The organism is Paracoccus marcusii, assembly GCF_028621715.1.
GTDB classification, from domain to species: Bacteria; Pseudomonadota; Alphaproteobacteria; order Rhodobacterales; family Rhodobacteraceae; genus Paracoccus; species Paracoccus marcusii.
This window is the reverse complement of record NZ_CP117466.1, coordinates 3,104,953-3,128,142: the sequence shown is the minus strand read 5'-3', so window position 1 is coordinate 3,128,142 and position 23,190 is coordinate 3,104,953. Positions and strand designations below refer to the sequence as shown.

Genomic DNA, 23,190 nt, shown 5'->3' with positions numbered 1-23,190 from the left:
GCTCCCTCACGGTTTCGTGGCGGGTTGTAGCCGTCCGGGTCATCGGGCGCAATTCGTATGCAACGGTATGCTGGCGCAAACAGCGCCCTCAGTCGTCCAGCGCATGCATCGCCGCGCGCAGGCGCGGGGTCAATGCGTCGGGCAGGGGCAGGATCGGTCGGGGCGGCTGCGCGTCGGTCAGGTCCATCAGCCGGGCGCAGGCATGAACGACCCGCAGGCTGCCATGGGCCTGGAACAGGTCCCACATCGGCTGGAACCGGGCCTGCCAGCGGGCCGTTTCGGGCCGGTCGCCCGCACGGGCGGCACAGGCCAGGGTCAGCGTCTGGTCGGGCCACAGGCCCGCCGCCACGCTGAACCAGCCGTCGGCATGGTTCAAAAGCGCGTCGGGACAGCCCCAGTCGCCGCTGTAGCCGATGGCGAAATCGGGCGGCAGATCGGCGCGCAGGGCCGCGATCTGGCCTGCGAAGTCCCCGCCTGCGGGCAGCGGCATCTTGACCGCCGTGACGGTCGGCAGCGACGCCAGCCGGGCGATCAGCGCGGGCGAAAAGGTGAAATGCGTGGTCGATGGATTGTTGTAGATGCAGATCGGCAGGTCCGACGCCCCTGCGACGGTTTCGAAATGCCCAAAGACCTCAGCCTCGGTCAGGGGGGTGTAGGACATCGGCGCCAACAGCAGGCCCGTCGCCCCCGCATCCGCCGCATGACGCGCCAGCGCGGCCGAGGTGTCGCTGCGCAGCGCGCCCACGCCCGCGATCACCGGCACCCTGCCGCCGGCGGCGTCAAGCGCGGTCTCCAGCACCTCCCGGCGCTGGTCGGCCTCCAGATACGCATAGCCGCCCGTCGATCCCAGCACGCCGATGCTGTCCACGCCCGCCCGCGCAAGGCGCAGGATCAGGCGGCGCAGGTCGGCGGGCAGGGGGTGGCCCGCGGCGTCGGTCGGCGTGATCGGAAAGGCCGACAGGCCGCGCATGGTCATGGCGCTATTTCCGCCAGCGGTCCAGGCGCACGACATCGGCGCCGCCCGACGGGGGCGTGTCGTCGCCGTCATCCTCGGCGTCCAGCTGGTATTCGGCGTCGGCCTCGGCGTCCTCATCCTCGTCGTCGTCGCTGTCCTGCGTCTCGAAGCGCAGGCCGAATTCGACGGACGGGTCCACGAAGGTGCGCAGCGCATCGAACGGGATCTTCAGCGGCTCCGGCTGGTTGCCGAAGTTCAGCGTGATGGTGAAATGGTCGGGCTGGATCGTCAGGTTGTCGAACCAGTGCTGGATGACGATGGTCATCTCCTCGGGATAGCGTTCGCGCAGCCAGTCCGCCATCTCGACACCGTCGTCGCGCGTGTCAAAGGTGATGAAGAAATGATGCTCTCCGGGCAGACCGTCGCGGGCGACCTGGCGCAGCACCTCGGCGATCAGCCCCTGCATCGCGCGATGCATCATTCCGCCGTAATCCAGTCCCGATCGCGCCATGACGTCACCCTACCTTTTCTTGCCGGCAAGCATAGGGATATGACCGGGGATGAAAAGGGGGGCGGAGGTGGATTCCGCGTCCCCTCACGCCGCGCGGTCCAGCAGGTCCCGCCGCAACGCGCGCAGATCGGCCGCCATGGTCGCCGCGGGCTTTGGGCCGAACCATTCCAGCGACGCACCCATCCCCGCCGGCACCGCGCGCAGGAACGCCGCATAATCGACGACACCCGTCAGCAGCGGGCACATGCCGTCACGGCTGCCGCGCGGATCGTGGACGTTGTCCGGGTGAAAGACCGACAGGCGGTCGCGCGCGGTCACGGATTTCAGGTGCAGGTGCTCGATATGTTCGCGCAGTGCGGCGACTGCAGATACGGGGTCGTCGCCCGACTCCCACACATGCAGCACGTCGAAGTTCACGCCGACCGCGGGATGGTCCAGCGCATCCAGCAGGTCCAAGGTCGCGGGCAGGCTGTCGGCCAGGGTCTGCGGATGCGTCTCGACCGCGATGCGCAGGCCGCGGTCATGGGCCATGTCGGCCGTCGTGCCCAGGTCGCGCAGGATCGCGCGGCGCTGGTCCGCCCCCGCCTGATCGCGCCCCACGCCCCCCGCGAACAGCCGCAGCCGTGGCGCGCCCCAGGTCCGGGTCAGGTCCAGCAGGTCGGCCGCGTCGGCGCGGCTGAAACCGGCAGTGCCCAGGGGCAGATAGCCCGCCAGCATCGGCACCGGGGGACGCTGCGGCAGATCACGCCATTCGACGGCCAGCGCGCGGGCATGCGCGGCCCAGACCTCCAGCCCGTCGAACCCCTCGCGGGCGACATAGCGGGCGAGGTCGCGGGCGGTCACGTCCAGGTGGCGGAAGGCCACGGAACAGGCATTGATCCTCATGCGCGCGCCCTCTGCCAGCGGTCGAACCACTGGCCCACGGTGGCCTTGATGCCCCGTTCCAGCAGGGTCAGCCGGTCCAGATCGGCCAGCACCTGCAGCAGATCGTCGCAGTCACCGCCGCGGGCAAAGGCCACCGCGCGCAGATGGGCCGCGTTCAGCCCGCCATGCAGCGCCGCGATCCGGTCGCAGCATTCCTCGAACGCATCGTGATCGGCGCCCTCGATGTCGCCGAAGATCGCCAGCGCGTGCTCATAGGCGTATTTGCGGATCGCGATGACCGGCAGTTCGCGCAGCGCGGGTTCCAGATCGGCGCGCGGCAGGTCGGCGACATGGGCCTGCACGATGCGGCGGATCGCGTCGATCAGCGGCACGGCCTGCGCGTCGAAGGTCGCGTGGTGCATCGCGGCGATGGTCGCGTCGTCCGCGGGATGCGCGCCCGCATTGTCGAAGGCGAAGCCCCCGGCCACGGTGGGTGCCAGGAATGCCGCCCGCAGGTCGCGGGCAGGCAGCGGCCCCTCCCACCGGAAATCCGGGTCGCGCATCAGCCAGGTGTCGGGGTCCGCCGTGGGCTCCAGCAGGGCATAGTGGGGAAAGCTGGCCTGGGCGAACTTGTTGTCGCGTTGCGGCAGCAGCGCCATGTCGACCATCGGCATGACGTAGCGGCCGGGCCGCCAATCGGCCAGCAGCGCGTGCAGGTGGTCCAGGTTCCGCGCGCCCGGCGCGGCATCCTCATGCCAACGCGTCACCTGCAGGCCGAACAGGCGACCAGCCCAATGCAGATAGAAGCCGTGATCGATCCCCGGCGCGTGATAGGACAGGCGCATCCTGTCGTCGACGATCACCTGCCCGTCCCACAGGCCCAGATACAGCGGGCGGTGGTCGATCCCGCCGCGGTCCTTCAGCGCCTGGCACAGGCAGCTGACGACGCAATGGACCTTGATGTCGACAGGTTCATCGGGTGCGGGGGTCACGCCCGCCAGCGCCATCGACAGCGCCTGCACGGTCATTCCGGGGGCGCGGTCGAACGTATCCTCGGCCATGGTGATGCCCGCCTCGTCCAGGTGCAGCATCAGCGTCATCAGGGCGACCGAATCCAAGCCCAGGTCATGGCCAAGACGCGCGTCGGGACCAAAGGCCGCCATGCGCGGGCAGGCCATCGGACCGGCCAGGATCGCGCGGATGCGGTCCTGCATGTCCTGTGGGGCGGGGATGGGGTGGGGGTCGGTCATGCGGGGGCCTCCGACAGGGTTTCGGCAAGGGCGCGGCGGGCGATCTTGCCGTTCGCACCACGCGGCAGGGCGGGCAGGCGGACCAGACGCACCGGCCGCTGGCGTGGCGACAGCAGCGCCGCCAGATGGGCGTCCAGCGGCGCCTCGGCGATGTCGCCGGCATAGGCAAGCGCGGGGCGCTGATGCGCGACGGGGTCCGGGACGGCGAATGCCACCGCGTCGATGATGCCCGGCAGGCTCAGGGCCGCGGCCTCGATATGGGCGGGATAGACGTTCAGGCCCGCGACATCGATCACCTCGGCCTGGCGCCCGGCAAAGATCAGGTGGCCGCGGGCGTCGATCACGCCCAGATCGCCGGTCTGCACCGTCGCGCCTGCGGCATGGACGGAGACGGGGCCGGGTGCGTCCCGTCCGGCCTGCAGGCGGACATGCGGCAGGGGCAGGCCCATATCCTCGGGCCGGTCGGGGTTCTGCGCGATGGCCAGGCATCCCGCCTCGGAACAGCCGTACTGCTGGAACAAGTGGCGCGCCGCGCAGCGGATCGCGTCAAACCACGGCTGCGGCAGCACAGTCCCCGACGACATCACCGCGTGCAGCCCCTGCGCCCCGGCCAACCGCGCCAGCACATGCAGCAGCGGCGGTGCGGCATAGATCAGCGGATCGCGGATCCGGGCCAGCTGGCGCAGGATGGCGCGCGGGTTGGCGTGGTTCAGCACCACCGGAGCATGTCCCCGAGCCTGTCCGACAAGCACACCGGCGATCAGTCCATAGGAATGGGTGATCGGGGCTGCGATGACCGGCGTCATCCCGACCGCCTGCGAAAAGGCCTGCAGATAGGCGTCGATCTCGGTCTGGATGGCGGCCCAACTGCGGGCGATGATCTTGGGTGCGCCGGTGGTGCCCGAACTGGTCTGGATCAGCACCCCACCCGGCGCATGCGGCGCATCCTGTCCCAACCCCTGCAGACCCGCATCGGTCATCATCAGGTCGCAGCCCGCCCGCCTTGCCAGATCGTGCGCCTGATCGGGGGGCGTTTCCGGGTGGATCGGATGACAGGACGCGCCCGCATCCCGCAGGCGCAGGATCTGCGTCAGGCATGCCGCGCGGTCAGTCATCAACAGTGCGATGCGCGTGCGTTCGGGGTCGCGGCCGGCCAGCAGGTCGGGGGCGTCCGGGCCGAACGGATCGATCAGCGTGTCGTTCAGGTGGAACAGGCGGGTCATGGCGGGCTCCTTCAGCGGGTTCGGCGCAGGGTGGGTTTCGGTGCGGCCCAGCAGCCCCGCGGCCAAGCTCTCCGCCGGAACCGTCGCGGCGTCGGTGCGCAGGCTGGGGGCATGGGGCAGGGCGGCGCGGGCCAGCCGCCAGAAGATCGCTTCGGACAGATGGCCGGTGCGGTGCAGCAGATCCGCCAGATCCGACAGCACGTGGGTAACCAGACAGTCGGCGACCAGATCGCGCAGGTCGGTGGCCCGGCCCATGCGGTGATAGGTGCCGTCCGGTGCCCCCGCCATCGCCGGTTCGATGGCCGCAAGGTCGGGGGCGGCCAGGCTCAGCCGGTCCGGCAGGTACTCCAGGCTTTCGCTGAAATCGCGGGCCACCAGCCCGGTCGGCCAGCCGCCGTCATGGGTGATCAGCAGGTTCTGGCCATGCGCCTCCAGCGCGATCCCGTGATGGGTCATCAGGCGCCAGACGGGCTGCAGGATCGTCAGCAGCCGCGCGGTCCACGCCTGGGTGCCATGCGCGGCCAGCCAGGGCGCGATCAGTGCGCGCCCGTCCGGCTGGGTCAGCGACAGGGCCGACAGGGGCATGGCACCTGGGGGCGGGGGGCTGCGCCGGATCGCAGCCAGCCTGCCGCCCAGCAGCTTGCGTGCGACGATGGCCGCGCCATGTTCCGGGAGGATCGTCAGCCCGGCCAGGTGCCGATCGGACGCCACCACGCGTTCCAGCCAGTCCGATATGGCCGGCGCCACCGCCACCGACCACGGCATCAGGTCGCGGACCGAGGAGGTCACCCCCACGCTAAGCGACAGCTTCAGGTGATCGCCCCCGTCGCAGGCGGCCAATGTCCGCAGCGACGCCGTGGCCTGCATCCGCGGCCCCTCCGCCGGCAGCACCTTCAAGGCCCCGCGCGCCATCAGCGCCTGCACCGCCGGGTCACGTTGCAGGCGCCGCCACTGCCACGGGTGGACCGGGATGGCCCCCGGCGGCGCCCAGCCCTGCGCGGGGTCCGTTCCTGCACGCGTCACGATTGCGGGGTCGACCGATAGCCAGACCGGCACGATGGTCCTGCCGCCTTCGGGGCCGAAGGCGGCATTGTCAGTGTCCGAAAACCCGGCGCGGGACTTGAAGCCGGGATGATACGGATGCCCCTCGATCAGGCTCGCCTCCAGCGCCGGGCCGGTCAGCGACAGGCGGTTGTCGCGAACCGGCCCCGCCGCGCGCAGGAAATGCGCGCTGCGCCGCATGGCGGTCATCAGCGCCGCGGGATCGTGGCCGGCCCTGGCCAGCGCGCGTTCCAGGTCGTCCGGTTTCAGCAATCCGCCGGTGGCATCGCGCGGGTCGTCCAACAGCCTGACACGGCCGCTGGCCTGCAGGCGATATGGCGCCCGGATGGCCAGGCCGCCCACTGTCCAGCCGCCCTGCGCCGGGCGCAGGATGCGTTCGAACGCCAGAGCCTCTATCGTCTGGCGCAGGGCGCGGGTCTCAGGCGACATCGGACAGCATCCCGGCATGGGCCAGCGCGGGCAGGGGGTTTGGCACGCGGATCATGGGTGCGCGTTCCCCGGGGATCAGCAGTTCGTCCACACCGCCCAACTGGGTCAGCAGATTGCCTTTGGCGGGCAGATGCGGCTGCGTCAGCCAACGGCGGGCCAAGGGGCCGCCATGACCCGGCAGGCGGGTCAGACCGCCAAGATGGGCTGCCAGCGCGGATAGCGCCCGCCGCTCTGGCCAGATCCCGTCCAGCGCCATGCGGTGGATCACGCCAAACACCTGGTTCACGATCAGCGAATAGGTCAGGGCGTCCTCTGCCTCGGCGCGCGGATAGAACAGGTTGGGAATGGCGCGCAGCGTGGCGCAGGCCATGTCGTCGGCCACATAGAAGCCCTGGTTGTCGCGGATGTCGCAGCGGCGCGGCAGACCTTGGGAGAGGTCCAGCAGGGCGTTCTGCTGATGTGCCTCGACCGCGATGCCGGTGGCGTCATACAGGCGCAGCAGGGGGGCGACGGTGCAGTCCAGATAGGCGTCGAACCAGGCGGCCGGGTCGTGCCCCGCCATGACCTGCGCCAGCATCGACGGCCGTCCCGGCAGAGGTTCGGCGACCAGGCCCGCGACCTGCATCACCTGCCCCCCGCGTCCCCCGCGCCACGGGTTGCGGCGCAGGATCACCTCCAGCCCGGATTCGATGCGACCGGGCAGGGCCAGGGTCAGCCAATGCGGGTCGTCGATCAACCGCAGCCGCCCGAACCGCCCCTGCAGCGCGCCGATGCGGGCCGACATCGCCGCGCCCGCCAGCAGTTCGTGACGCTTGTTCACGCGCTGCGAGTTGGTGATGGTGACCGGCAGCGACACCTTGACCTGCCACGGGCTGTCGCCGCGCCACAACGTCCGCACCGAGGATGTCGCCCACCATGCCGGTCCCACCGGGCCAAGTTCGCGGATGGCGCCCTGCGACAGCAGCGCGGCGATGGCCGGATCGCGGCGGGCGCGGTCCCAGGTCAGCGGATGCGCGGGCAGCAGGATGCGTCCGGGACCGGGGTCCAGATCCATGCCCGGCAGATCGCGCGCACGGTCAGGGTCGGTGCCTGCGATCAGGTCTTTGCGGACCGACAGGCCGACAAGGTGCAACGCGCCGCACCAGTCGGGGGTCATCGCGCGTTCCTCGGGCAGGGACATGCCGGACAACGCCTTGGGGCAGGGATGCATCCAGTGGCCGAAGATCACCGCCTGTTCGGCGGTCAACCAGTCGGGTGCGGGGTGCGGCCGCGCCAGGCGCTGTCCGCAGATCGTGGCGATCCGATGACGGCTGGCCTGCACGCGGCGGGCCAAGGCGGCGCCTGCAGGTCCGTGATCGCCTGTCAGTCGGTCCAGGATCAACGACAGCGCCAGGTCCGGGTCGATGGGGCGCGATCCGTCCGGCCCGTGCCGGATCAGCCCGCGGATACGCGGCAGGCCCGATGCCATCGGCGCATCGGTCACGACCTCCAGCCAGCCGCCGGCGACCGGGACCAGATCGCACCCGCCGCCCAGCTCGCGTCTGTCGCAGATCAGCAGCGCGCGCAGGCTGGCCAGATCGGCGATGCCCTGCGCGTCAGACGCAGGGCAAGGATCGGGCAGGGTGCCGGCCCCCGGACCTGCTTGGTCAGGATGTCGGACAGCCAACAGGCACGGGTCGGAAAAGGTCATCTGCGCCTCGGAGTGCGGCCATGGGCCGTGGGATCACGAGGCTGGCAGATGCTGGCAAGGCGTGGGTTATTATTGTTTATTATTTATGTCAAGTATATCCTATGAACATGCAGGTATTGTCGCGTCCGCTACCACAGGTCGATTGTCGGGGTACTGTCGGCCGCCGGCGCCATCCCGCCAAGGCGAACGGCCTGCGCCCGCAGATCCAGGCCAGCCGCGGCTTGGCCTGGGTTGCAGGGCTGCCCCGGCGGGGTCTGCTGCGCCAGCACGCCCAGAAACCGCGACAGCCCCTCGACCTCCTGACGCAACAGGTCGGCGGCCTGCAGCGACTGGGCCGCCGCATCGGTCACCTGCAGCATCGCGCCCAGGGCGGCATCGATCCGCCCCAGGCCTTGGGCGATGCGATGCGCCTCGGCGGCGGCGCGATGCAGGGCCGCGTTCAGACAAGGATCGGGCGTCGCCGTCATTGCAGCTTGCCCGTCACCGATTCGATGCAGCGCAGCAACGCCTCCTTGGTGAAAGGCTTGGCGATGAAGTTGTTCATGCCGGCGCGCTGGCCCCGCTCGATCATCTCGCGCGTGGCGGTGCCGGTGATCAGGATGAAGCCGATGCGCTGGGTGCTGGGATTCTGACGCAGCGCCTCCAGCAGGCCAAGGCCGTCCATTCCGGGCATGTTGTAATCCGAGATGACCAGATGAACCGGAGCCGCGGCCAGTCTGCGGAACGCCGTCTCTCCGTTCGCCTCGTATTGGACGTTGACCAGGCCGGCCCAGTCCAGCGCCTGTTCGATCAGCGAGCGGCTGATGGTCATGTCGTCCACCACCATTACATGAAGGTTCGATTTCAGTGCCATGTTGTCCCTTTCACGTCCTGGCAGAGGCCGGCGTCGCATTGCGCCGGTATTGGGTTGTGCCTGTTGCGGCGAATAGGCCCGCGGCCGGGCCGTCCAGCCGTTCCGAATGACCGATGAACAGCGCGCCGCCCTCGTTCAGGGCGCCACCGAAGCGCAGCCACAGGCGCTGGCGCGCGGCACTGTCGAAATAGATCGCGGTGTTGCGGCAGAAGGTCACGTCGAACCTGCCGGAAAATGGCCAGTCGTCATGCAGGTTCAGTTCGCCGAACCGCATGATGCGCCGGACCTCTGGCTTGGCCTCGAAGCCCGCGGCATGGGGCTGGAAATACCGCTTGACCTGGGCGGGGGGGACCGGGGCCAGCGCATCGGATGCAAAGCGGCCCTGCTGGGCGCGGTCCACCATTTCGGGGTCGATGTCGGTGGCCAGGATCAGAACGTCATGCTGCGCCGCATCGGGAAACGCGTCCAGCAGCGTCACGGCCATCGAATAGGGTTCCTCGCCCGAGGAGGAGGCCGCGGACCACAGCCGCAGCCGCCGTCCGGCGCGGGCCTGGGCGATCAGCGGGGGCAGGACCTCCTGCGCCAAGGCCTGGAAATGGTGGCCCTCGCGGAAGAAGGCCGTGACGTTCGTCGTGATGGCCGACAGCAGGTGGCGGCGTTCCTGCGGTCCGTCAGGCCCTTCCAGACGGTCGCAATAGGCGCCGTAATCGGGCAGCGTCAGGACCCGCAGGCGGCGGTTCAGGCGGGCCATCAGCAGGCTGCGCTTGGATTCCGACAGGATGATGCCGCTGTCCTGATGCACGATCGCGGCGATCTTGCGGAATTGTCCATCGGTCAGGACCGGCCCCGCGGGGGTGGGGGTCGAAAGGGGTGCTGTTCTCACGCGTCGACCCCGTGGGCCGCGGGCAGCAGCTGCGCCAGGTCGATCTTGCGCAGGATGCGTCCGTCCTCCAGCGTGATCATGCCGACGATGAACTCGCGCGCGGGGTTCGACGCGATGTCGGGCACCGCCTGGATGTGATCGTCGTTGATGGGCAGGATGTCGGACACCAGGTCCGCCAGCAGCCCCACGATCCGCCCGGCATGCATCGCGATGATGACGACATGGCGGTGGGACGGCGTCGCAGCGCCAAAGCCGAGCCGCGCCGACAGGTCGACGACCGTCACGACCGATCCGCGCAGGTTGATCACGCCTTTGACGTAGTCGGGCGCGTGGGGCAGCATGGTCGTTGGGGTCCAGCCACGAATTTCGCGGACCAGCCCGATGTCGATGCAGAAGTCCTGATCGGCCAGCTTGAAGGCCACGACGTCGCTTTTGCCGACGGAATTATGCGAGATGGATTGCAGCATGCGTCACCCGTTCGATGCCATGGCGGCCATGCGGCGGCCCTGGTCGTTGGACATGGAAAGAAGGATTTCTTCGGGATCGATGATCAGGGCGATCTTTCCGTCGCCCAGGATCGTGGCGGCCGACACGCCCGGCACGCGGCCGTAGTTCTGTTCCAGGCTTTTGATCACAACCTGTCGCTGATCGAAGATCGCGTCGACCCGGAAGGCCGCGCGCCTGCGGCTGTCGGTCTCGACCACGATCAGCACGCCGGTGTCGGGACCCTCCGCGGGCCGGGTGACGCCGAAGCTGGTGCACAGGTCGATGATCGGGATCAGCTCTCCGCGATTGGACAGCAGCTGCGATCCGTGGCCCACGCCGTGCAGCATCGTGTTCTCGGGGCGCAGCGTTTCCTGGACCGCGGTGATCGGCAGGACCATCGTCTGGTCGCCCAGCTGGATCAGCATCCCCTCGACGACCGCCAGCGTCAGCGGCAGCGCGATCGAGAAGGTCGTGCCCTGACCCTCGGTCGACTGGATCATCACGCGGCCGCCCAGGTTCATGATCTCGCGGCGCACCACGTCCAGGCCGACGCCGCGACCGGACAGGGCCGACACCTCGTCCTTGGAGGAGAAGCCTGGCAGGAACAGCAGCTGATCGATCTCGGCGGGCGACAGGTTGGCGCCGGGCGCGATCAGGCCGCGATCCTCGGCGATCTGACGCACCTTGGCGCGGTTGATGCCGCCGCCATCGTCCGACACCTCGATTTGGACGCGACCGGACCGATGGGCGGCCGACAGGGTGATCGTGCCTTCCTGGGGCTTGCCGCGACGCTGGCGCGTCACGCTGTCCTCCAGCCCGTGATCGACCGAGTTGCGGATCATGTGCGTCAGCGGTTCGACCAGGCGTTCGATCATGGTCTTGTCGACCTCGGTCTGCTCACCGATGGTGATCATGCGGACGGGCTTGCCGGTGGCGTCGGCCGCCTCGCGCAGGATGCGGTGCATGCGCTGGAACACCAGCTTCAGCGGTTGCGCCCGGATCGCCATCACGCTTTCCTGGATGTCGCTTGCCAATTGCCGGATCGCATCCAGGCCGGCGACGACGTCGGGCTGCTCGTGCAGGCCCGCCGTCTGGATCACCTGGGAAAGCATCGCCTCCTTGATGACCAGTTCGCCGATCATGTTCATCAGACGATCGACACGGTCCAGCGCCACGCGGATGGTCGGTGCGGCCTGGGCGCTGTCCTGTTGCTGGACCGCGCGCGGCGGAGCGGTGGTGGGGGCATCGCGGACGATCTGGGCGACGGGGGCGGTGTCTGCAGGCGCGGCTGCGGGTTCGGGGGTAGGCGCGGGCAGGTCGTCCTCGGTCAGCGGGCGGACCGTCAGCGCGCAGCAATCCTCGACGAACTCGAACACGGACATGACATCGGGCTGGCTTGCCGCGCCGGTCAGGCGGACCTGCCACGACAGCGCGGGCTGTTCGGGCGACCAGTCCTCCAGCAGAGCGACCGCGTCGCAGTCCAGGTGGACGTCCGCATCGCCCAGCTTGCGCAGGGCGTTCAGCAGGGCCATCGGATCGTTGCCCGAACGGTACAGCTGAAAGGTGGGCGTCATCTGGACCAGCAGGCCCGACGCCGGTGGCGGGATCGGATCGAAGGACAGGGGCACATCGAAGTCCAGCGAGATCGGTGTGAACTCGAACGCGGTCTCCTCGGGGGTTTCCGTGTCGATCAGGGCAGCCAATTCGGTCATCAGCCCGTCGACCTGGGCCTGATCGGTATCGCGGCCCGACCGGGCGCTGGCGACCAGATCCGTCAGGCAGTCCGAACAGCGGTGCAGCAGCGCCATGATCTGGGGCGTCACGTCCAGCCGGTCCGACCGGACCAGGTCCAGGACAGTCTCGAAGCGGTGGGCAAAGGTGACCAGCGTGGTCAGGCCGAAGGCGGCAGCGCCCCCCTTGACCGAATGCACCGCGCGGAACACGGCATGCACCGTTTCCACGTCGAAGCCGGGCTGCTCGATCTGGCGCAGGCCGGTGGCCAGCACCTCCAGCAGCTCGTCGCATTCGACGAAGAACATGTCGCGGAATTCGTCCATGTCAGCCATCGTCAGCGCCCCAGGACCTTGTCGATGACGGCGATCAGACGCTCATCCTCGAAGGGTTTCACGATCCAGCCGGTGGCCCCCGCGCTGCGGGCGCGTGCCTTCAGGTCGGCGCCGCTTTCGGTGGTCAGGACCAGGATGGGCACGTCGGCATAGGCGCCGGTCGCGCGGACGTTCTCGATCAGGCCGAAGCCGTCCATGCGCGGCATGTTGATGTCGGTGATGATCAGATGCGGATCGGCCTCGCTCAGCGCGCCGACGCCGTCCACGCCGTCCACGGCCAGGAACACGTCAAAGCCCGCATTGCGCAGGGCCTTGGACACAAGCGCGCGGATTGTCGGCGAATCGTCGACCGCCAGGATACGGGTCGTCATGCGGGTCCCCCGGTTTGAAGAAGCTGGACCGAGGCGCCGACAGCCTGGATCGTGGTCAGAAACGGGTCCGAGGCGTCACGGATCGACAGCGTCTTGCCGTCGGCCTGCCACTGCTTGCGCGCTGCGATCAGCAGCTCGACCGCAAGGGTGCCCATGCGCGCGACCCCGGACGCATCCAGGACCGCATCCGCGCCCCGATGGTCCAGCAGGGTGCGGGCAAAGGCAGAGACGGCCTTGCGGTCGAACGTCTCGGGCAGGGGCAGGGCATGCATCTCAACTACCTCGTATTGTCGTCGGCGTCCCCATCGCTAACAGCCATGAGTTAAGGAACCATTGCCGCCACTGATTAATTTCCCGTCCGGCAAGTCTCTCACAGGAAACGATATTTTAATCTTTCCCGGCGATGGTCCCCTGACCCATCCAGGAGTGTCCCTGTGTCGAATCCGGTCCTGCTGATCGTTGAACCGAACCCCGCCCGCCTGACCGCCCTGCTGCGCCGATGCGAGGAACAGGGCGGTGTGACCGTGCTGGGCGCCACCACGCCCGGCGAGGCCTATGTGCTGATCGAACTGCACCTGCCGCGCCGCGTGGCCGTGGCCGCCGAATTCGCCGAATCGATCGAATTCGACGCATTGGCGGACATCCTGACGATGATCGACGCGGGCGTGGTCATCTATGGTCAGATGCGCGTGCCGGCGGGCGGATATCCGGTGATGTCCAGCCCCGAACAGATGCTGTCGCGCCTGTTCGGTGGGCTTCAGCCCGCCCGCGCCGCACCGATCCGTGCCGCAGACCCCGTACCACCCACGGACGCGGCGGCCGGGCTGATCCTGCTGGGCGCCTCGACCGGCGGAATCACCGCGTTGGAGGCCGTGCTGGCCGGATTTCGCGCCGACTGTCCACCGACGATGATCGTGCAGCATATTCGCCCGGGCTTTGCCGAAGGGCTGATCCGCCGGCTTGATCAACTGCTTGCGCCGCAGGTTGTCGCGGCGCAGGACAACATGCCCCTGCGGCGGGGCGTCGTCTATCTGGCCGCCGCGCCTGACAGGCATCTGGGCGTGACCCTGCGGGGCGGACCCCGCGCGCGTCTGTCCGCGACCCCACCCGTATCCGGGCACCGTCCGTCCGTGGACGTGCTGTTCTCCGACGGTGCGGCGATTGCCGATCGTCTGGACATCCGTGCCGCGCTGCTGACAGGGATGGGGGCCGACGGCGCGCAGGGGCTGTGCGCGCTGCGTCGGGCAGGGGCGCACACGATAGCTCAGGACCGTGCCACATCCGTCGTCTGGGGCATGCCGCGTGTCGCGGTGGAGCTGGGCGGTGCGGTCGACGTGCTGCCCCTCACGCGCATCGGCCAGACGCTTTTGACGCGGGAACCCGCCCGCCTGAGGAGGCTGTCATGATCCGCGATGCCGCGACGCGCGTCATCCATGTCGTTCAGGGCGAACATGCCATCAGCGACGATCCTGACGCGATCCTGACCACCGTCCTGGGGTCCTGCGTGTCGGCCTGCATCATGGATGCGGACCGGGAAATCGGCGGGCTGAATCACTTTCTGCTGCCCGATGCGGGGCCGGGCGGCCCCGACATCCGCTATGCCGCCGCCGCAATGGAAGTTCTGGTGAACGGGCTGATGCGCCGCGGCGCCGTGCGCAGCCGCCTGCGCGCCAAGCTGTTCGGCGGCGCACGGATGATGGCCGGCCTGCCCGACATCGGCCAGCGCAATGCCGATGCCGCCCGCCGCTTCCTGCAGGACGAGGGCATTCCGCTGATCGCCAGCGACCTCTGCGGCACGCAGGCGCGGCGCATCCGGTTCTGGCCCGTCATCGGTCGGGTGCAGCTGCACCTGCTGGGCGAGGCCCGCGCACCCGTGCGCGAACAGCCGATGCCGCAGCGTGGCGGCGACGTCGAACTTTTCTGACCAACATCCGCCGACAGCCGCGGCCCAACTGACACATCGACCCGCAATGCGCCCTCGTGGCGCCTCGCCATCCCCGTTCCGGAGAAAGACATGATGATGAAGAATACCCGCATCGCGACGCGCATCGCGGCAGGCTTTGGCCTGATCCTGCTGATGCTGGCGGTGCTTGCCGGCTTTACCTGGAACCGGATGGACCGGTTGCAGGCCATCGACGCCCAGGCCCATGATGCCGAGGTGCTTGCGCTGGCGGCGGCGGACATCAATTTCGGCGTGGCCCAGGCCGGGCTGGCGCTGGACGATTTCATGGTTTCGGCCTCGGATGCGGATCGTCAGCGGGTGCAGGACGGCATGACCTCGGTCATGGTGCTGGCGGAAAAGGCGCAGGCCCTGGGCAGCCCGCATGCCGGGGCCTTGGTCGCGCTGAAGGAGCGGCATGTGACCGAGGCCGACCAGCTGTTCGACAGCTTCCAGCCGCTGTCTGCGCTGACGGCACAGATGCGCGAGCTGGGCATCACCCACCGTCGCAACATGGAACAGCTGCAGACCCTGTACCAGCAGCGTGGTGATCGCGATGCGGCTTATGCCGCCCTGCAGGCCGCCAACGAATTCCTGGTCGCGCGTGTGCGCATCGACCGCTTTCTGGAAGGCAGCGCCGTGAAGGATTTCGACGACGCGGCCGCGCCCTTCCAAAGGTCACGGCAGGCCTTGTCCGATCTGCAGCCCCGTGTGATGGGCGATGACGCGCGTACCCTGCTGGCAACCACGCTGTCCGGTATCGACGAATACTGGTCGATGGCGCAGCAGAGCCGGACGCTGGAGCTGGTCGTGCGCGACCATCTGGCGACGCTGTCGCTGACCGAGATCGAGGTCCTGGCCGCCGTCGAACGGATCCGCGACGACGCCATGTCCAGCCTTGCCCGGCTGGAGGAGGAGGCAGCGGCGGTGATGGATGCCACGGTGATGTCACTGCTGGCAGGGGTCGCGGCCACGATCGTGATCGGCGCAGTCATTGCCGCATGGATCTCGCGTGATCTAGGGCGCCGCCTGGCGGTGACGGTCGACCAGACCAACCGGTTGGCGCGGGGCGATCTGGACGTCGAGATTCGCGGAACCGAGGGTCGCAACGAGCTGGCACAGCTGGCCCAGGCCCTGGCAATCTTTCGCCAGAACGCGGTCGAGGCGCGCACCATGGCCGACGAGGCCCGCCGCCTTGAGAACGAGGCTGCCGCCGCCCGCGACATCGAGGCCCGCCAGCAGGCCCGGGTCGTGCGCGACATCGGTGCCGGGCTGGACAGGCTGGCGCAGGGGGACCTGACACAGCAGATCCCGAACCCGCCGTCGGACCCGTTCCCGGCCGGCTATGACGGGCTGAGAGAGGCGTTCAACAGCGTCGTGTCGAACCTGACCGGCACCATCAACCGCATCACCGACGTCGCCGATCAGGTCCGGGGTGGCGCAAGCGAGATCACCTCGGCCGCGCAGGACCTGGCCTCCCGAGCCGAGACGCAGGCCGCCACGCTGGAGCAGTCCGCCGCGGCCCTGAACCAGATGAACGCCAGCGTCACCTCGACCGCCGAACGCGCGCGCAATGCCGAGCAGGCCAGCCGTCAGAACCGCGACATCGCCGAAACCAGCGCCGAGGTCGTGCGCGACGCCGTGACCGCCATGCGCGGGATCGAGGCGTCGTCCGACCAGATCACCCGCATCATCGGTGTCATCGATGACATCGCGTTCCAGACCAATCTGTTGGCCCTGAACGCGGGCGTCGAAGCCGCCCGTGCCGGAGAGGCCGGCCGCGGCTTTGCGGTCGTGGCCTCCGAGGTGCGGGGCCTGGCACAGCGCGCCTCGGATTCCGCGCGGGAGATCAAGTCGCTGATTTCGCAGTCCGCATCGCAGGTCAAGGCGGGGTCCGCCCTTGTGGGGCGGACGGGCGACAGCCTCGGCCAGATCCTGTCCAAGGCGCATGAGGTGTCGGAACAGATCACCGCGATCTCGCTTGCGGCCAACGAACAAGCGATCGGCTTGGCCGAGGTGAACACGGGCGTGAACCAGCTGGATCAGGTGACCCAGCAGAACGCCGCCGTGGCCGAACAGGCCAACGCCGCCGCCGCATCGCTGCAGCAGCGGTCCGAGGATCTGATCCGCGAGATCGCCGGGTTCCGGATCGGCAGCCGCACCAGCCGGCCCGAGGTGGTCCGCACACGTGCATCCGCGCCGCTTCCCGTGGTCGAACCGGTCCCCCTGCGTGTCGTGGGTGGTCGCGGCGAAGGCCAGATGTTCGAGTTCTGACCGAAGCGACCTGCACCATGTCCGACCCGCGCCGATCCTGTCGGCGCGGGTTTCGCATTGCAGCCATGCCCAAGCGCCTTTCCGGCACGGAACCGATCGGCTAGATCAGGACCGGGTTACGCAGAATGGGACATCGGCATGCTGCCTTGGGTGCAACTGGCCAGCGCGACCGCGCCGGATGGCGACACGCTGCGGCTGATGCGGCGGGGCGACGAATTCTCAATCAGGCTGCAGGGCGGAAACGAGCTGATGAACAGCCGCTTGGGTGGGTCCGAGGAGGCTCTGGCGACGCTTGCGCTGGACCGGCTGGCCGACCGGTCCGCGCCGCGGGTGCTGATCGGCGGGCTGGGCATGGGGTTCACCCTGCGCGCGGCCCAGGCCGTGGCCAGCCCCCAGGCCCGGCTGATCGTGGCCGAGATCGTGCCCGAACTGGTCGGATGGGCGACGCAGCACATGGCGGCGGTCTTTGCAGGCTGCCTGTCCGACCCGCGGGTTCAGGTGCGGATCGGCGATGTCGGCGCGCAGATCCGTCAGGCCACGACGGCGTTCGACGCGATCCTGCTGGATGTCGACAACGGTCCCGACGGGCTGACGCGGACCGGGAACGATGCGCTGTACGGGACGGCCGGTCTGCAGGCGGCGCGGCGCGCGCTGTCGCCCGGCGGTGTGCTGGCCGTCTGGTCGGCAGAGCCGGACGCCGCGTTCGAACGGCGCCTGGCCGGGTGCGGCTTTGCCGTCAGCACGCACGGGGTGCGCGCCGGCGGGTCGGGGCGCGGATCGCGGCACGTGATCTGGATCGGCGTGCGGCGGGACGACTGAAACGCACGCCCTGTTGGGGCGCGCGGCGCAAGGTTAGACGGCCTGGCGGTAGGTCTGCTGATGCAGCTGCGGGCGGGGGGCCGCCATCGTGAAGCTGCTGACGATGCGGGTCAGGTCCTTGACCTCTGCGTTCAGCAGGGTGCTGGTGGCGTTGGCTTCCTCGACCATCGCGGCGTTCTGCTGGGTCACGTCGTCCAGGTACCGGACCGCGCTGTTGATCTCGGAGATGCTCAGCGACTGGCGTTGGGCGGTGGAGGACATCTCGGTCACGATCCCTTCGATCTCGTTGAAGACCAGGATGATGTCGGACAGCGCCTGGTGCGTCGCGCCGACCAGCGACACGCCATGTGTCGTCTGCTGGACGCTGCGGTCGATCAGTGTCTGGATGGTGCGCACGGCCTCGGCCGATCGTTGGGCCAGGGCGCGGACCTCGGCGGCGACGACGGCAAAGCCGCGGCCGGCCTCACCGGCGCGGGCGGCCTCGACGCCGGCGTTCAGGGCCAGCAGGTTGGTCTGGAAGGCGATCTCGCTGATCACGCCGATGATCTGGCCCATCTCTCCGGCGCTGGAGGAGACGTCGTCCATCGCGGTGCGCGTCTGGTCCATGATCTGGCTGCCATGCGCGGCGACCTGGCGGGCGCGGGCGGCCATCTCCTCCGCCTGGCGGCTGCGGGTGGCGGAATCGCGCACGGCCTCGGTCATCTCGTTCAGCGCGGCGGCGGTTTCCTCCAGGCTGGCCGCCTGCTGTTCGGTACGGCGCGCAAGATCGTCGGAGGCCGCCGCGATCTCTCCGGTGCCGTTGCCGATCTGGCCGGCGGAATGGCGCACCGATCCGATGATGCTGGCCAGCTGTTCGACCGTTTCGTTGAAGCGGGTGCGGGCCGACAGTTCCGGGTCCAGCCGGGTGGTCAGATCGCCTTCGGCCAGACGGCCAAGGGCGCCCGACAGGGCCTCGAAGGCACGTTGCTGGGCATCCTCGACCTCTTTGCGGCGACCGTCGATCTGGTCCAGATAGGTCGAGATCGACAGGTCGATGTCCAGCAGGGACGCCCGCATCAGGACCGAGATGTCATCGGCCAGGCGCTTGCGGCTGGCGGCGGTCCAGGTGCGGCGTTCGCCCAGCATGTCGCGGATCACATAGTCCAGAACAAGGCCATAGCCGCCGATGTACCAGCGCGGCTCCAGCCCGATCCGTGCGTGCACCGCGCCGATGCGGCGGACCGACAGCGCATAGTCGGCGCCAAACTCTCCAGATGCGATACGGGCCCAGTGCTGGGCTTGGCTGCTTTTGGCGCGCTCGGTATGGGCATTGTCGGTAAAATATCGGCGCAGGACGGGGGTCGACGCGATCTTGGTGTAAAATTCGGACAGGGCAGGGCCGACGCTGGCCGCGATCCGGGGGGCCAGGGCCTTGAGCCGGGCCTGCGCCGGGGCGTCCAGGCCCAAAAAGTCCAGCCTGTCCTGCAGGTGGATCGTGTCGTGGGAATCGGGGTGTGTCACCGCTTGATCCTTTCGCATGGCAAAGGCGGACAAGCGCAACAATAGACCTCGCGCGTTAAGGAACGCTGAATGCCGGACAAGACGGTTCAAAAATATCAGGGGGTATAAGGTGCAGGATTCTGTTGCCAGGCTCCTGCGGGCCCCGCCTTACGCTGCTAGGCGCAAGGGCTTAGGTTTCGATCTTGCGGACTGCTTACGCAGCCAGCGCGACCGGAGCACGGTTGTCATTGGCAACTGTACGTTTTGCACCGATAACGGTAGTAGCTCACCGAGACAAAGCATAACCCCTTTAGACGTTCGTCGATCCTGTTTCGGCCCCATTCGCCCCCAATGAAGGGTTGTTTGGTGGAGCCGCCGGGTACCGCCCCCGGGTCCGATCCGCTTATTACGAGCGCGTTTATGTCCATAGTCGGAATTGCTTCCGACAGCACCGATATAGGTCATCGGCACGGATGCGGCAAGGGGTCGGAACCACGGGCCTTGGGTGCGGGTTTGACCGCAGACCCACAACCGGAGAGAACGATGACCTTCCGCACCCTGACCGCCGCCGCCCTGATCCTGTCGCCCACCGCGCTGATGGCGCAGGAGGCCATGCGCGGTGCCCCGCCGGCCGATGCGATGGCCCTGTCCGAGATCGTCGCCAAGATGGAGACGGACCTGTCCGCAGAGCTGGGCTATATCGAGGATATTCAGTGGGACGACGACGGCTATTACGAGGTCGAATACCGCACCCAGGACAACCGCGAGGTCGAGATGCGTGTCGATCCGACGACCGGCGAAGCGATGGCGCGCTGATTGCGCCATCCAGAATGCGAACGGGCGGCCCTTGCGGCCGCCCGTTTCGTTTTGTGCCTCAGGCCACCTTGGCCAAGGGTTGCGCAGTCTGTTCGATCAGCGCGCCATGCAGGGCCTTGATGCCGGGCGCCAGCGCCGTGCGTTCCAGGATGAACTGCACGTCCACCGGCCGCGGTCCCTGCGTCGCCCCGATCGCCTCCAGCCCCGCGGCCGCCAGCGCGTTCAGACCGCGGCTGAGCACTGCCAGGCCCTCCAGGTCGCGGCCCACGGCCGAGGCCATGGCCACCGCCCGTGACGACACCTGTGCCGAGGGATAGCGTTCGACCAGGTCCTTCTCCACGCGGCGCAGCACCTTGAGGCTGCTGTCGACGTAATGCGTGATCGTGTTGGCGTTGGACACCTTGCTGACGATGCGCACGCGGTGGCGGGTCAGCACCTCCAGGATGAACGCATCATAGCCCTTGGCGCCGACCATGTCCTGTTCGAACAGTTCAAGCGCAAAGACGTTCAGGCCTGTCACGATCTCCACCGCCGGGGTGGGGGCGGGCTGGTCGTCGATCAGCGTGCCGGGATCGTGCGGCTCGAACGCGTTGGTCACGCGCAGCGGGACGCCGGACTGGCGCAGGGTCTTGGCGGCCTTGGGGTGGATCGCCTCCATCCCCAGGTTCGACAGCTGGTCGGCCACGTCATAGTTCGTGCGGCCCAGCTTGCGCACCGCATCCGCCCCGACCAGGTTCGGGTCGGCCGAGGACAGGTGGAACTCCTTGTGGATGATCGCCTCTCGCGCGCCGGTTAGTGCCGCCAGCCTTGAAAACGTCACCTCGGAATAGCCGCGGTCGAATTCGCGCATCAGCCCCTCGGTGCACTGGGCATAGCCGGTGACGATGGGCATTTCGGTCGTGGGATCGACGCCGGCCATCGCGCCGGTGATGCGTTCCTCCAGCGTGACCTGTTCCGTGTCGCGCCATCCCGACAGGTCGACGAACCGTGCCTGGATGCCCACGCGCTGCAGCATCAGGGTGGTGACGAAGGCGGAATGCGCCTCTCCCAGTCCCGACAGCAGTTCACGCGTGTGCAGCATGTGTTCCTCCAGCCGGAAATGGCCATAGGAGCACAGGCGCTGCAGGTCGATCAGGCAGTTGCGCGCCCCGACCAGCCGGTCGCGGACAAAGGCATCGGCACGTTCCAGATCACCGGGATGATCCAGAACCGCCCGATGCGCCTCGATCATCGCGTCGCTGGCACGGTCCAGCGCGGCCAGCCAGCCGTGATCGCCGTCGCCCGACGCGAAGGCTGCGTAGACGCCCGACTCTCCAGACTTCTTGTGTTCCAGAAGCAGGTTCGTGATGCCGCCAAAGGCCGACACCACGAAGATCCGGCCATAGGGCGCGTCGCGGTCGGCGATCAGCACCGTGTCGCGCAGCTCGTGCACGCGCGACATCGAGGTGCCGCCGATCTTCTCGACCGTATGACCCATCACGCGGTCTCGGCAGGGGCGTAGCTGCCGTCCTCCTGATGCACCTCGGTCCCGGTGACGGGCGGGTTGAAGCAGCAGGCCATGACCAGCGTCTCCTCGGCCCGCAGGATGTGCTTGTCATGCAGGTTCAGCGCATACATCACGCCCGGCGTGATCTCATGCGTCTCTCCGGTGCCCAGATCGGTGATCGAGCCCTTGCCCTGCATGCAGAACACGCTTTCGAAATGGTGCTTGTAGTGGAACTGGTGCTCCGACCCGGCCTGCAGCGTGGTGATGTGGAATGAAAAGCCCATCCCGTCATCGGCCAGCAGCATTCGGACCGAATTCCATTGCGCGTCTGACACCGAACGGTCGGTGTCCTTCAGTTTGTTGAAATCACGTACGATCATGTGAATTACTCCGCAGCAATCTTGGTGGTGGCAAGGACGTCGCGGGCGGCATCCAGCAGGATGTCGAAGCCGCGCGACAGCAGCGTGTCGGGGGTGGTCAGCGGGGCCAGGACCTTGACGACCTGATCCTCGTTGCCCGATGTCTCGATGATCAGCCCGCCGTCGAAGGCGCGCTTGCAGATGGCGGCCGCCAGATCGCCCGATCCGACGTCGACGCCGCGCATCAGGCCGCGACCCTTCAGATAGGCGCCGGGCACCAGTTCGGCCAGTTCGGTCAGCCGGGTCTGGATCAGGTCGGCGCGCCGCGCCAGGTCGGCCTCGAACGCGTCGTCGGACCAGAACTTCTCGATCGCCACGCGGGCGGTCACGAAGGCATGGGTGTTGCCGCGGAACGTGCCGTTGTGTTCGGCCGGACCGAAGACGTCATGTTCCGGGCGCACCAGCACCATCGCCAGCGGCAGGCCAAAGCCCGAGATCGATTTTGCCAGCGGCACCAGGTCGGGCATCACGCCCATCTCCTCGAACGAGAAGAACTTGCCGGTGCGGCCACAGCCGGCCTGGATGTCGTCCATGATCAGCAGCGCGCCGTGGCGCTTTGCAATGTCCGCGATGGTGCGTACGAATTCGGCGGACGCGGCGTTCAGGCCGCCTTCGCCCTGCACGGCCTCCAGCATGATGGCGGCAGGGGCGTCGATGCCGCCCGAATTGTCCGACAGCATCTGGTCCAGCAAGGCCGCGCTGTCCAGCCCGTCGGCATAGCCGTCGAACGGCACGCGGGTCACGCCCTGCGTCTCCATCCCGGCGCCGCCGCGGTGGTATCCGTTGCCGGTCGCGGCAAGCGCGCCCATCGTCACGCCATGAAAGCCGTTGGTGAATGCCACGACATTGGTACGGCCGGTCGACTTGCGGGCGATCTTCATCGCCGCCTCGACCGCGTTGGCACCGGTGGGGCCGGTGAACATCACGCGATGATCCATGCCGCGCGGCGTCAGGATGTGACGTTCGAAGGCGTCAAGGAACGCAGCCTTGGTCGTGGTGTGCAGATCCAGGCCATGGGCGATCCCGTCACCCGCGATGTGGTCGATCAGCGCGGACTTCATGTCCGGATCATTGTGGCCATAGTTCAACGACGAGCAACCGGCCAGAAAGTCGATGTAGTCGCGTCCGTCCGCCCCGGTCATCACCGAGCCGCTGGCCTTGGTGAAGACGGTGGGAATCCCACGGCAATAGGATCGGGCCGCGCTTTCGCGGCGTTCGAAGATGGCGGTTCCGGGCATGGTGGCGGTCATGTCTTTGGGCATGGGAAGTCCTTTCGCATCATGTGCGTCAGTCTGAATGCTTCGACGGGCAAAGG

22 protein-coding genes and 1 other RNA gene are annotated in these 23,190 nt (G+C 68.2%); 5 read left to right on the top strand and 18 right to left on the bottom strand.

Going from position 1 to position 23,190, the window contains the following annotated elements; translation table 11 throughout:
- Positions 1-88: 88 nt before the first annotated feature.
- The 13 genes from PRL19_RS15450 to PRL19_RS15390 all read right to left on the bottom strand — a co-directional run bounded on the left by PRL19_RS15450 (position 89) and on the right by PRL19_RS15390 (position 12,915).
- Positions 89-976, bottom strand: a complete 888-nt coding sequence (locus PRL19_RS15450; RefSeq protein WP_273743487.1) for a dihydrodipicolinate synthase family protein — start codon at positions 974-976, stop codon at positions 89-91.
- 4 nt (positions 977-980) lie between these two features.
- Positions 981-1,466: an SspB family protein gene (locus tag PRL19_RS15445; protein ID WP_045998839.1), complete on the bottom strand. Its 486-nt coding sequence runs from the start codon at positions 1,464-1,466 to the stop codon at positions 981-983.
- Positions 1,467-1,550: 84 nt separating this feature from the next.
- Complete coding sequence (locus PRL19_RS15440) at positions 1,551-2,351, bottom strand: sugar phosphate isomerase/epimerase family protein (protein ID WP_273743486.1); 801 nt, start codon at positions 2,349-2,351, stop codon at positions 1,551-1,553.
- On the bottom strand, positions 2,348-3,580 hold the full coding sequence (locus tag PRL19_RS15435; protein WP_273743485.1) for a DUF6005 family protein: 1,233 nt from the start codon (positions 3,578-3,580) through the stop codon (positions 2,348-2,350). The genes PRL19_RS15440 and PRL19_RS15435 overlap by 4 nt, the downstream gene beginning before the upstream one ends.
- The gene (locus PRL19_RS15430) at positions 3,577-6,294 is read right to left on the bottom strand and encodes an IucA/IucC family protein (RefSeq protein ID WP_273743484.1); all 2,718 of its coding nucleotides are present in this window, start codon (positions 6,292-6,294) and stop codon (positions 3,577-3,579) included. Before PRL19_RS15430 ends, PRL19_RS15435 begins: the two co-directional genes overlap by 4 nt.
- Positions 6,284-7,984 carry an IucA/IucC family protein gene (locus PRL19_RS15425; RefSeq protein WP_273743483.1) on the bottom strand — a complete coding sequence of 567 codons (1,701 nt, stop codon included), beginning with the start codon at positions 7,982-7,984 and terminating at the stop codon, positions 6,284-6,286. The genes PRL19_RS15430 and PRL19_RS15425 overlap by 11 nt, the downstream gene beginning before the upstream one ends.
- A 128-nt stretch (positions 7,985-8,112) precedes the next feature.
- Positions 8,113-8,451 carry a hypothetical protein gene (locus tag PRL19_RS15420; RefSeq protein WP_273743482.1) on the bottom strand — a complete coding sequence of 113 codons (339 nt, stop codon included), beginning with the start codon at positions 8,449-8,451 and terminating at the stop codon, positions 8,113-8,115.
- On the bottom strand, positions 8,448-8,837 hold the full coding sequence (locus PRL19_RS15415) for a response regulator (protein ID WP_045998843.1): 390 nt from the start codon (positions 8,835-8,837) through the stop codon (positions 8,448-8,450). Before PRL19_RS15415 ends, PRL19_RS15420 begins: the two co-directional genes overlap by 4 nt.
- A gap of 10 nt (positions 8,838-8,847) precedes the next feature.
- Complete coding sequence (locus tag PRL19_RS15410; RefSeq protein WP_273743481.1) at positions 8,848-9,720, bottom strand: CheR family methyltransferase; 873 nt, start codon at positions 9,718-9,720, stop codon at positions 8,848-8,850.
- Positions 9,717-10,187 carry a chemotaxis protein CheW gene (locus PRL19_RS15405; protein ID WP_042250654.1) on the bottom strand — a complete coding sequence of 157 codons (471 nt, stop codon included), beginning with the start codon at positions 10,185-10,187 and terminating at the stop codon, positions 9,717-9,719. The genes PRL19_RS15410 and PRL19_RS15405 overlap by 4 nt, the downstream gene beginning before the upstream one ends.
- A 3-nt stretch (positions 10,188-10,190) precedes the next feature.
- Positions 10,191-12,272, bottom strand: coding sequence for a chemotaxis protein CheA (locus PRL19_RS15400; RefSeq protein ID WP_273743480.1), 2,082 nt, complete (start codon positions 12,270-12,272; stop codon positions 10,191-10,193).
- Positions 12,273-12,274: 2 nt separating this feature from the next.
- A complete protein-coding gene (locus PRL19_RS15395; protein ID WP_127898852.1) occupies positions 12,275-12,643 on the bottom strand; it encodes a response regulator in 369 nt (122 codons plus the stop codon).
- Positions 12,640-12,915 carry an STAS domain-containing protein gene (locus PRL19_RS15390; RefSeq protein WP_042250649.1) on the bottom strand — a complete coding sequence of 92 codons (276 nt, stop codon included), beginning with the start codon at positions 12,913-12,915 and terminating at the stop codon, positions 12,640-12,642. Before PRL19_RS15390 ends, PRL19_RS15395 begins: the two co-directional genes overlap by 4 nt.
- A gap of 162 nt (positions 12,916-13,077) precedes the next feature.
- Here PRL19_RS15390 and PRL19_RS15385 point away from each other — a divergent pair, with 162 nt between their 5' ends.
- From PRL19_RS15385 to PRL19_RS15370, 4 genes are all read left to right on the top strand, one after another.
- A complete protein-coding gene (locus PRL19_RS15385) occupies positions 13,078-14,049 on the top strand; it encodes a CheB methylesterase domain-containing protein (RefSeq protein ID WP_273743479.1) in 972 nt (323 codons plus the stop codon).
- Positions 14,046-14,567 carry a chemotaxis protein CheD gene (locus PRL19_RS15380; RefSeq protein WP_252928339.1) on the top strand — a complete coding sequence of 174 codons (522 nt, stop codon included), beginning with the start codon at positions 14,046-14,048 and terminating at the stop codon, positions 14,565-14,567. The genes PRL19_RS15385 and PRL19_RS15380 overlap by 4 nt, the downstream gene beginning before the upstream one ends.
- A 90-nt stretch (positions 14,568-14,657) precedes the next feature.
- Entirely contained in the window at positions 14,658-16,856 is a 2,199-nt protein-coding gene (locus PRL19_RS15375; RefSeq protein ID WP_273743478.1) for a methyl-accepting chemotaxis protein, read from the top strand.
- A 138-nt stretch (positions 16,857-16,994) separates the two neighbouring features.
- A complete protein-coding gene (locus tag PRL19_RS15370) occupies positions 16,995-17,675 on the top strand; it encodes a spermidine synthase (protein WP_273743477.1) in 681 nt (226 codons plus the stop codon).
- A 33-nt stretch (positions 17,676-17,708) separates the two neighbouring features.
- On the opposite strand, the gene PRL19_RS15365 is transcribed toward PRL19_RS15370, so the two are convergent.
- Entirely contained in the window at positions 17,709-19,175 is a 1,467-nt protein-coding gene (locus PRL19_RS15365; RefSeq protein WP_252928334.1) for a methyl-accepting chemotaxis protein, read from the bottom strand.
- A 108-nt stretch (positions 19,176-19,283) separates the two neighbouring features.
- Positions 19,284-19,640, bottom strand: a transfer-messenger RNA (tmRNA) gene (gene ssrA / locus PRL19_RS15360).
- 57 nt (positions 19,641-19,697) lie between these two features.
- On the opposite strand from ssrA, the gene PRL19_RS15355 reads away from it, so the two are divergent.
- Positions 19,698-19,970, top strand: coding sequence for a PepSY domain-containing protein (locus tag PRL19_RS15355; RefSeq protein WP_084693624.1), 273 nt, complete (start codon positions 19,698-19,700; stop codon positions 19,968-19,970).
- Positions 19,971-20,028: 58 nt separating this feature from the next.
- On the opposite strand, the gene PRL19_RS15350 is transcribed toward PRL19_RS15355, so the two are convergent.
- From PRL19_RS15350 to ectB, 3 genes are read right to left on the bottom strand one after another with little or no spacing between them, the layout of a single operon-like run.
- Entirely contained in the window at positions 20,029-21,447 is a 1,419-nt protein-coding gene (locus PRL19_RS15350) for an aspartate kinase (protein WP_273743476.1), read from the bottom strand.
- Positions 21,447-21,836 (bottom strand): ectoine synthase, encoded by a 390-nt coding sequence (locus tag PRL19_RS15345; protein WP_127898845.1) that lies wholly within the window; start codon positions 21,834-21,836, stop codon positions 21,447-21,449. The genes PRL19_RS15350 and PRL19_RS15345 overlap by 1 nt, the downstream gene beginning before the upstream one ends.
- 5 nt (positions 21,837-21,841) lie before the next feature.
- Entirely contained in the window at positions 21,842-23,137 is a 1,296-nt protein-coding gene (gene ectB, locus PRL19_RS15340; protein ID WP_273743475.1) for a diaminobutyrate--2-oxoglutarate transaminase, read from the bottom strand.
- Positions 23,138-23,190: the final 53 nt, after the last annotated feature.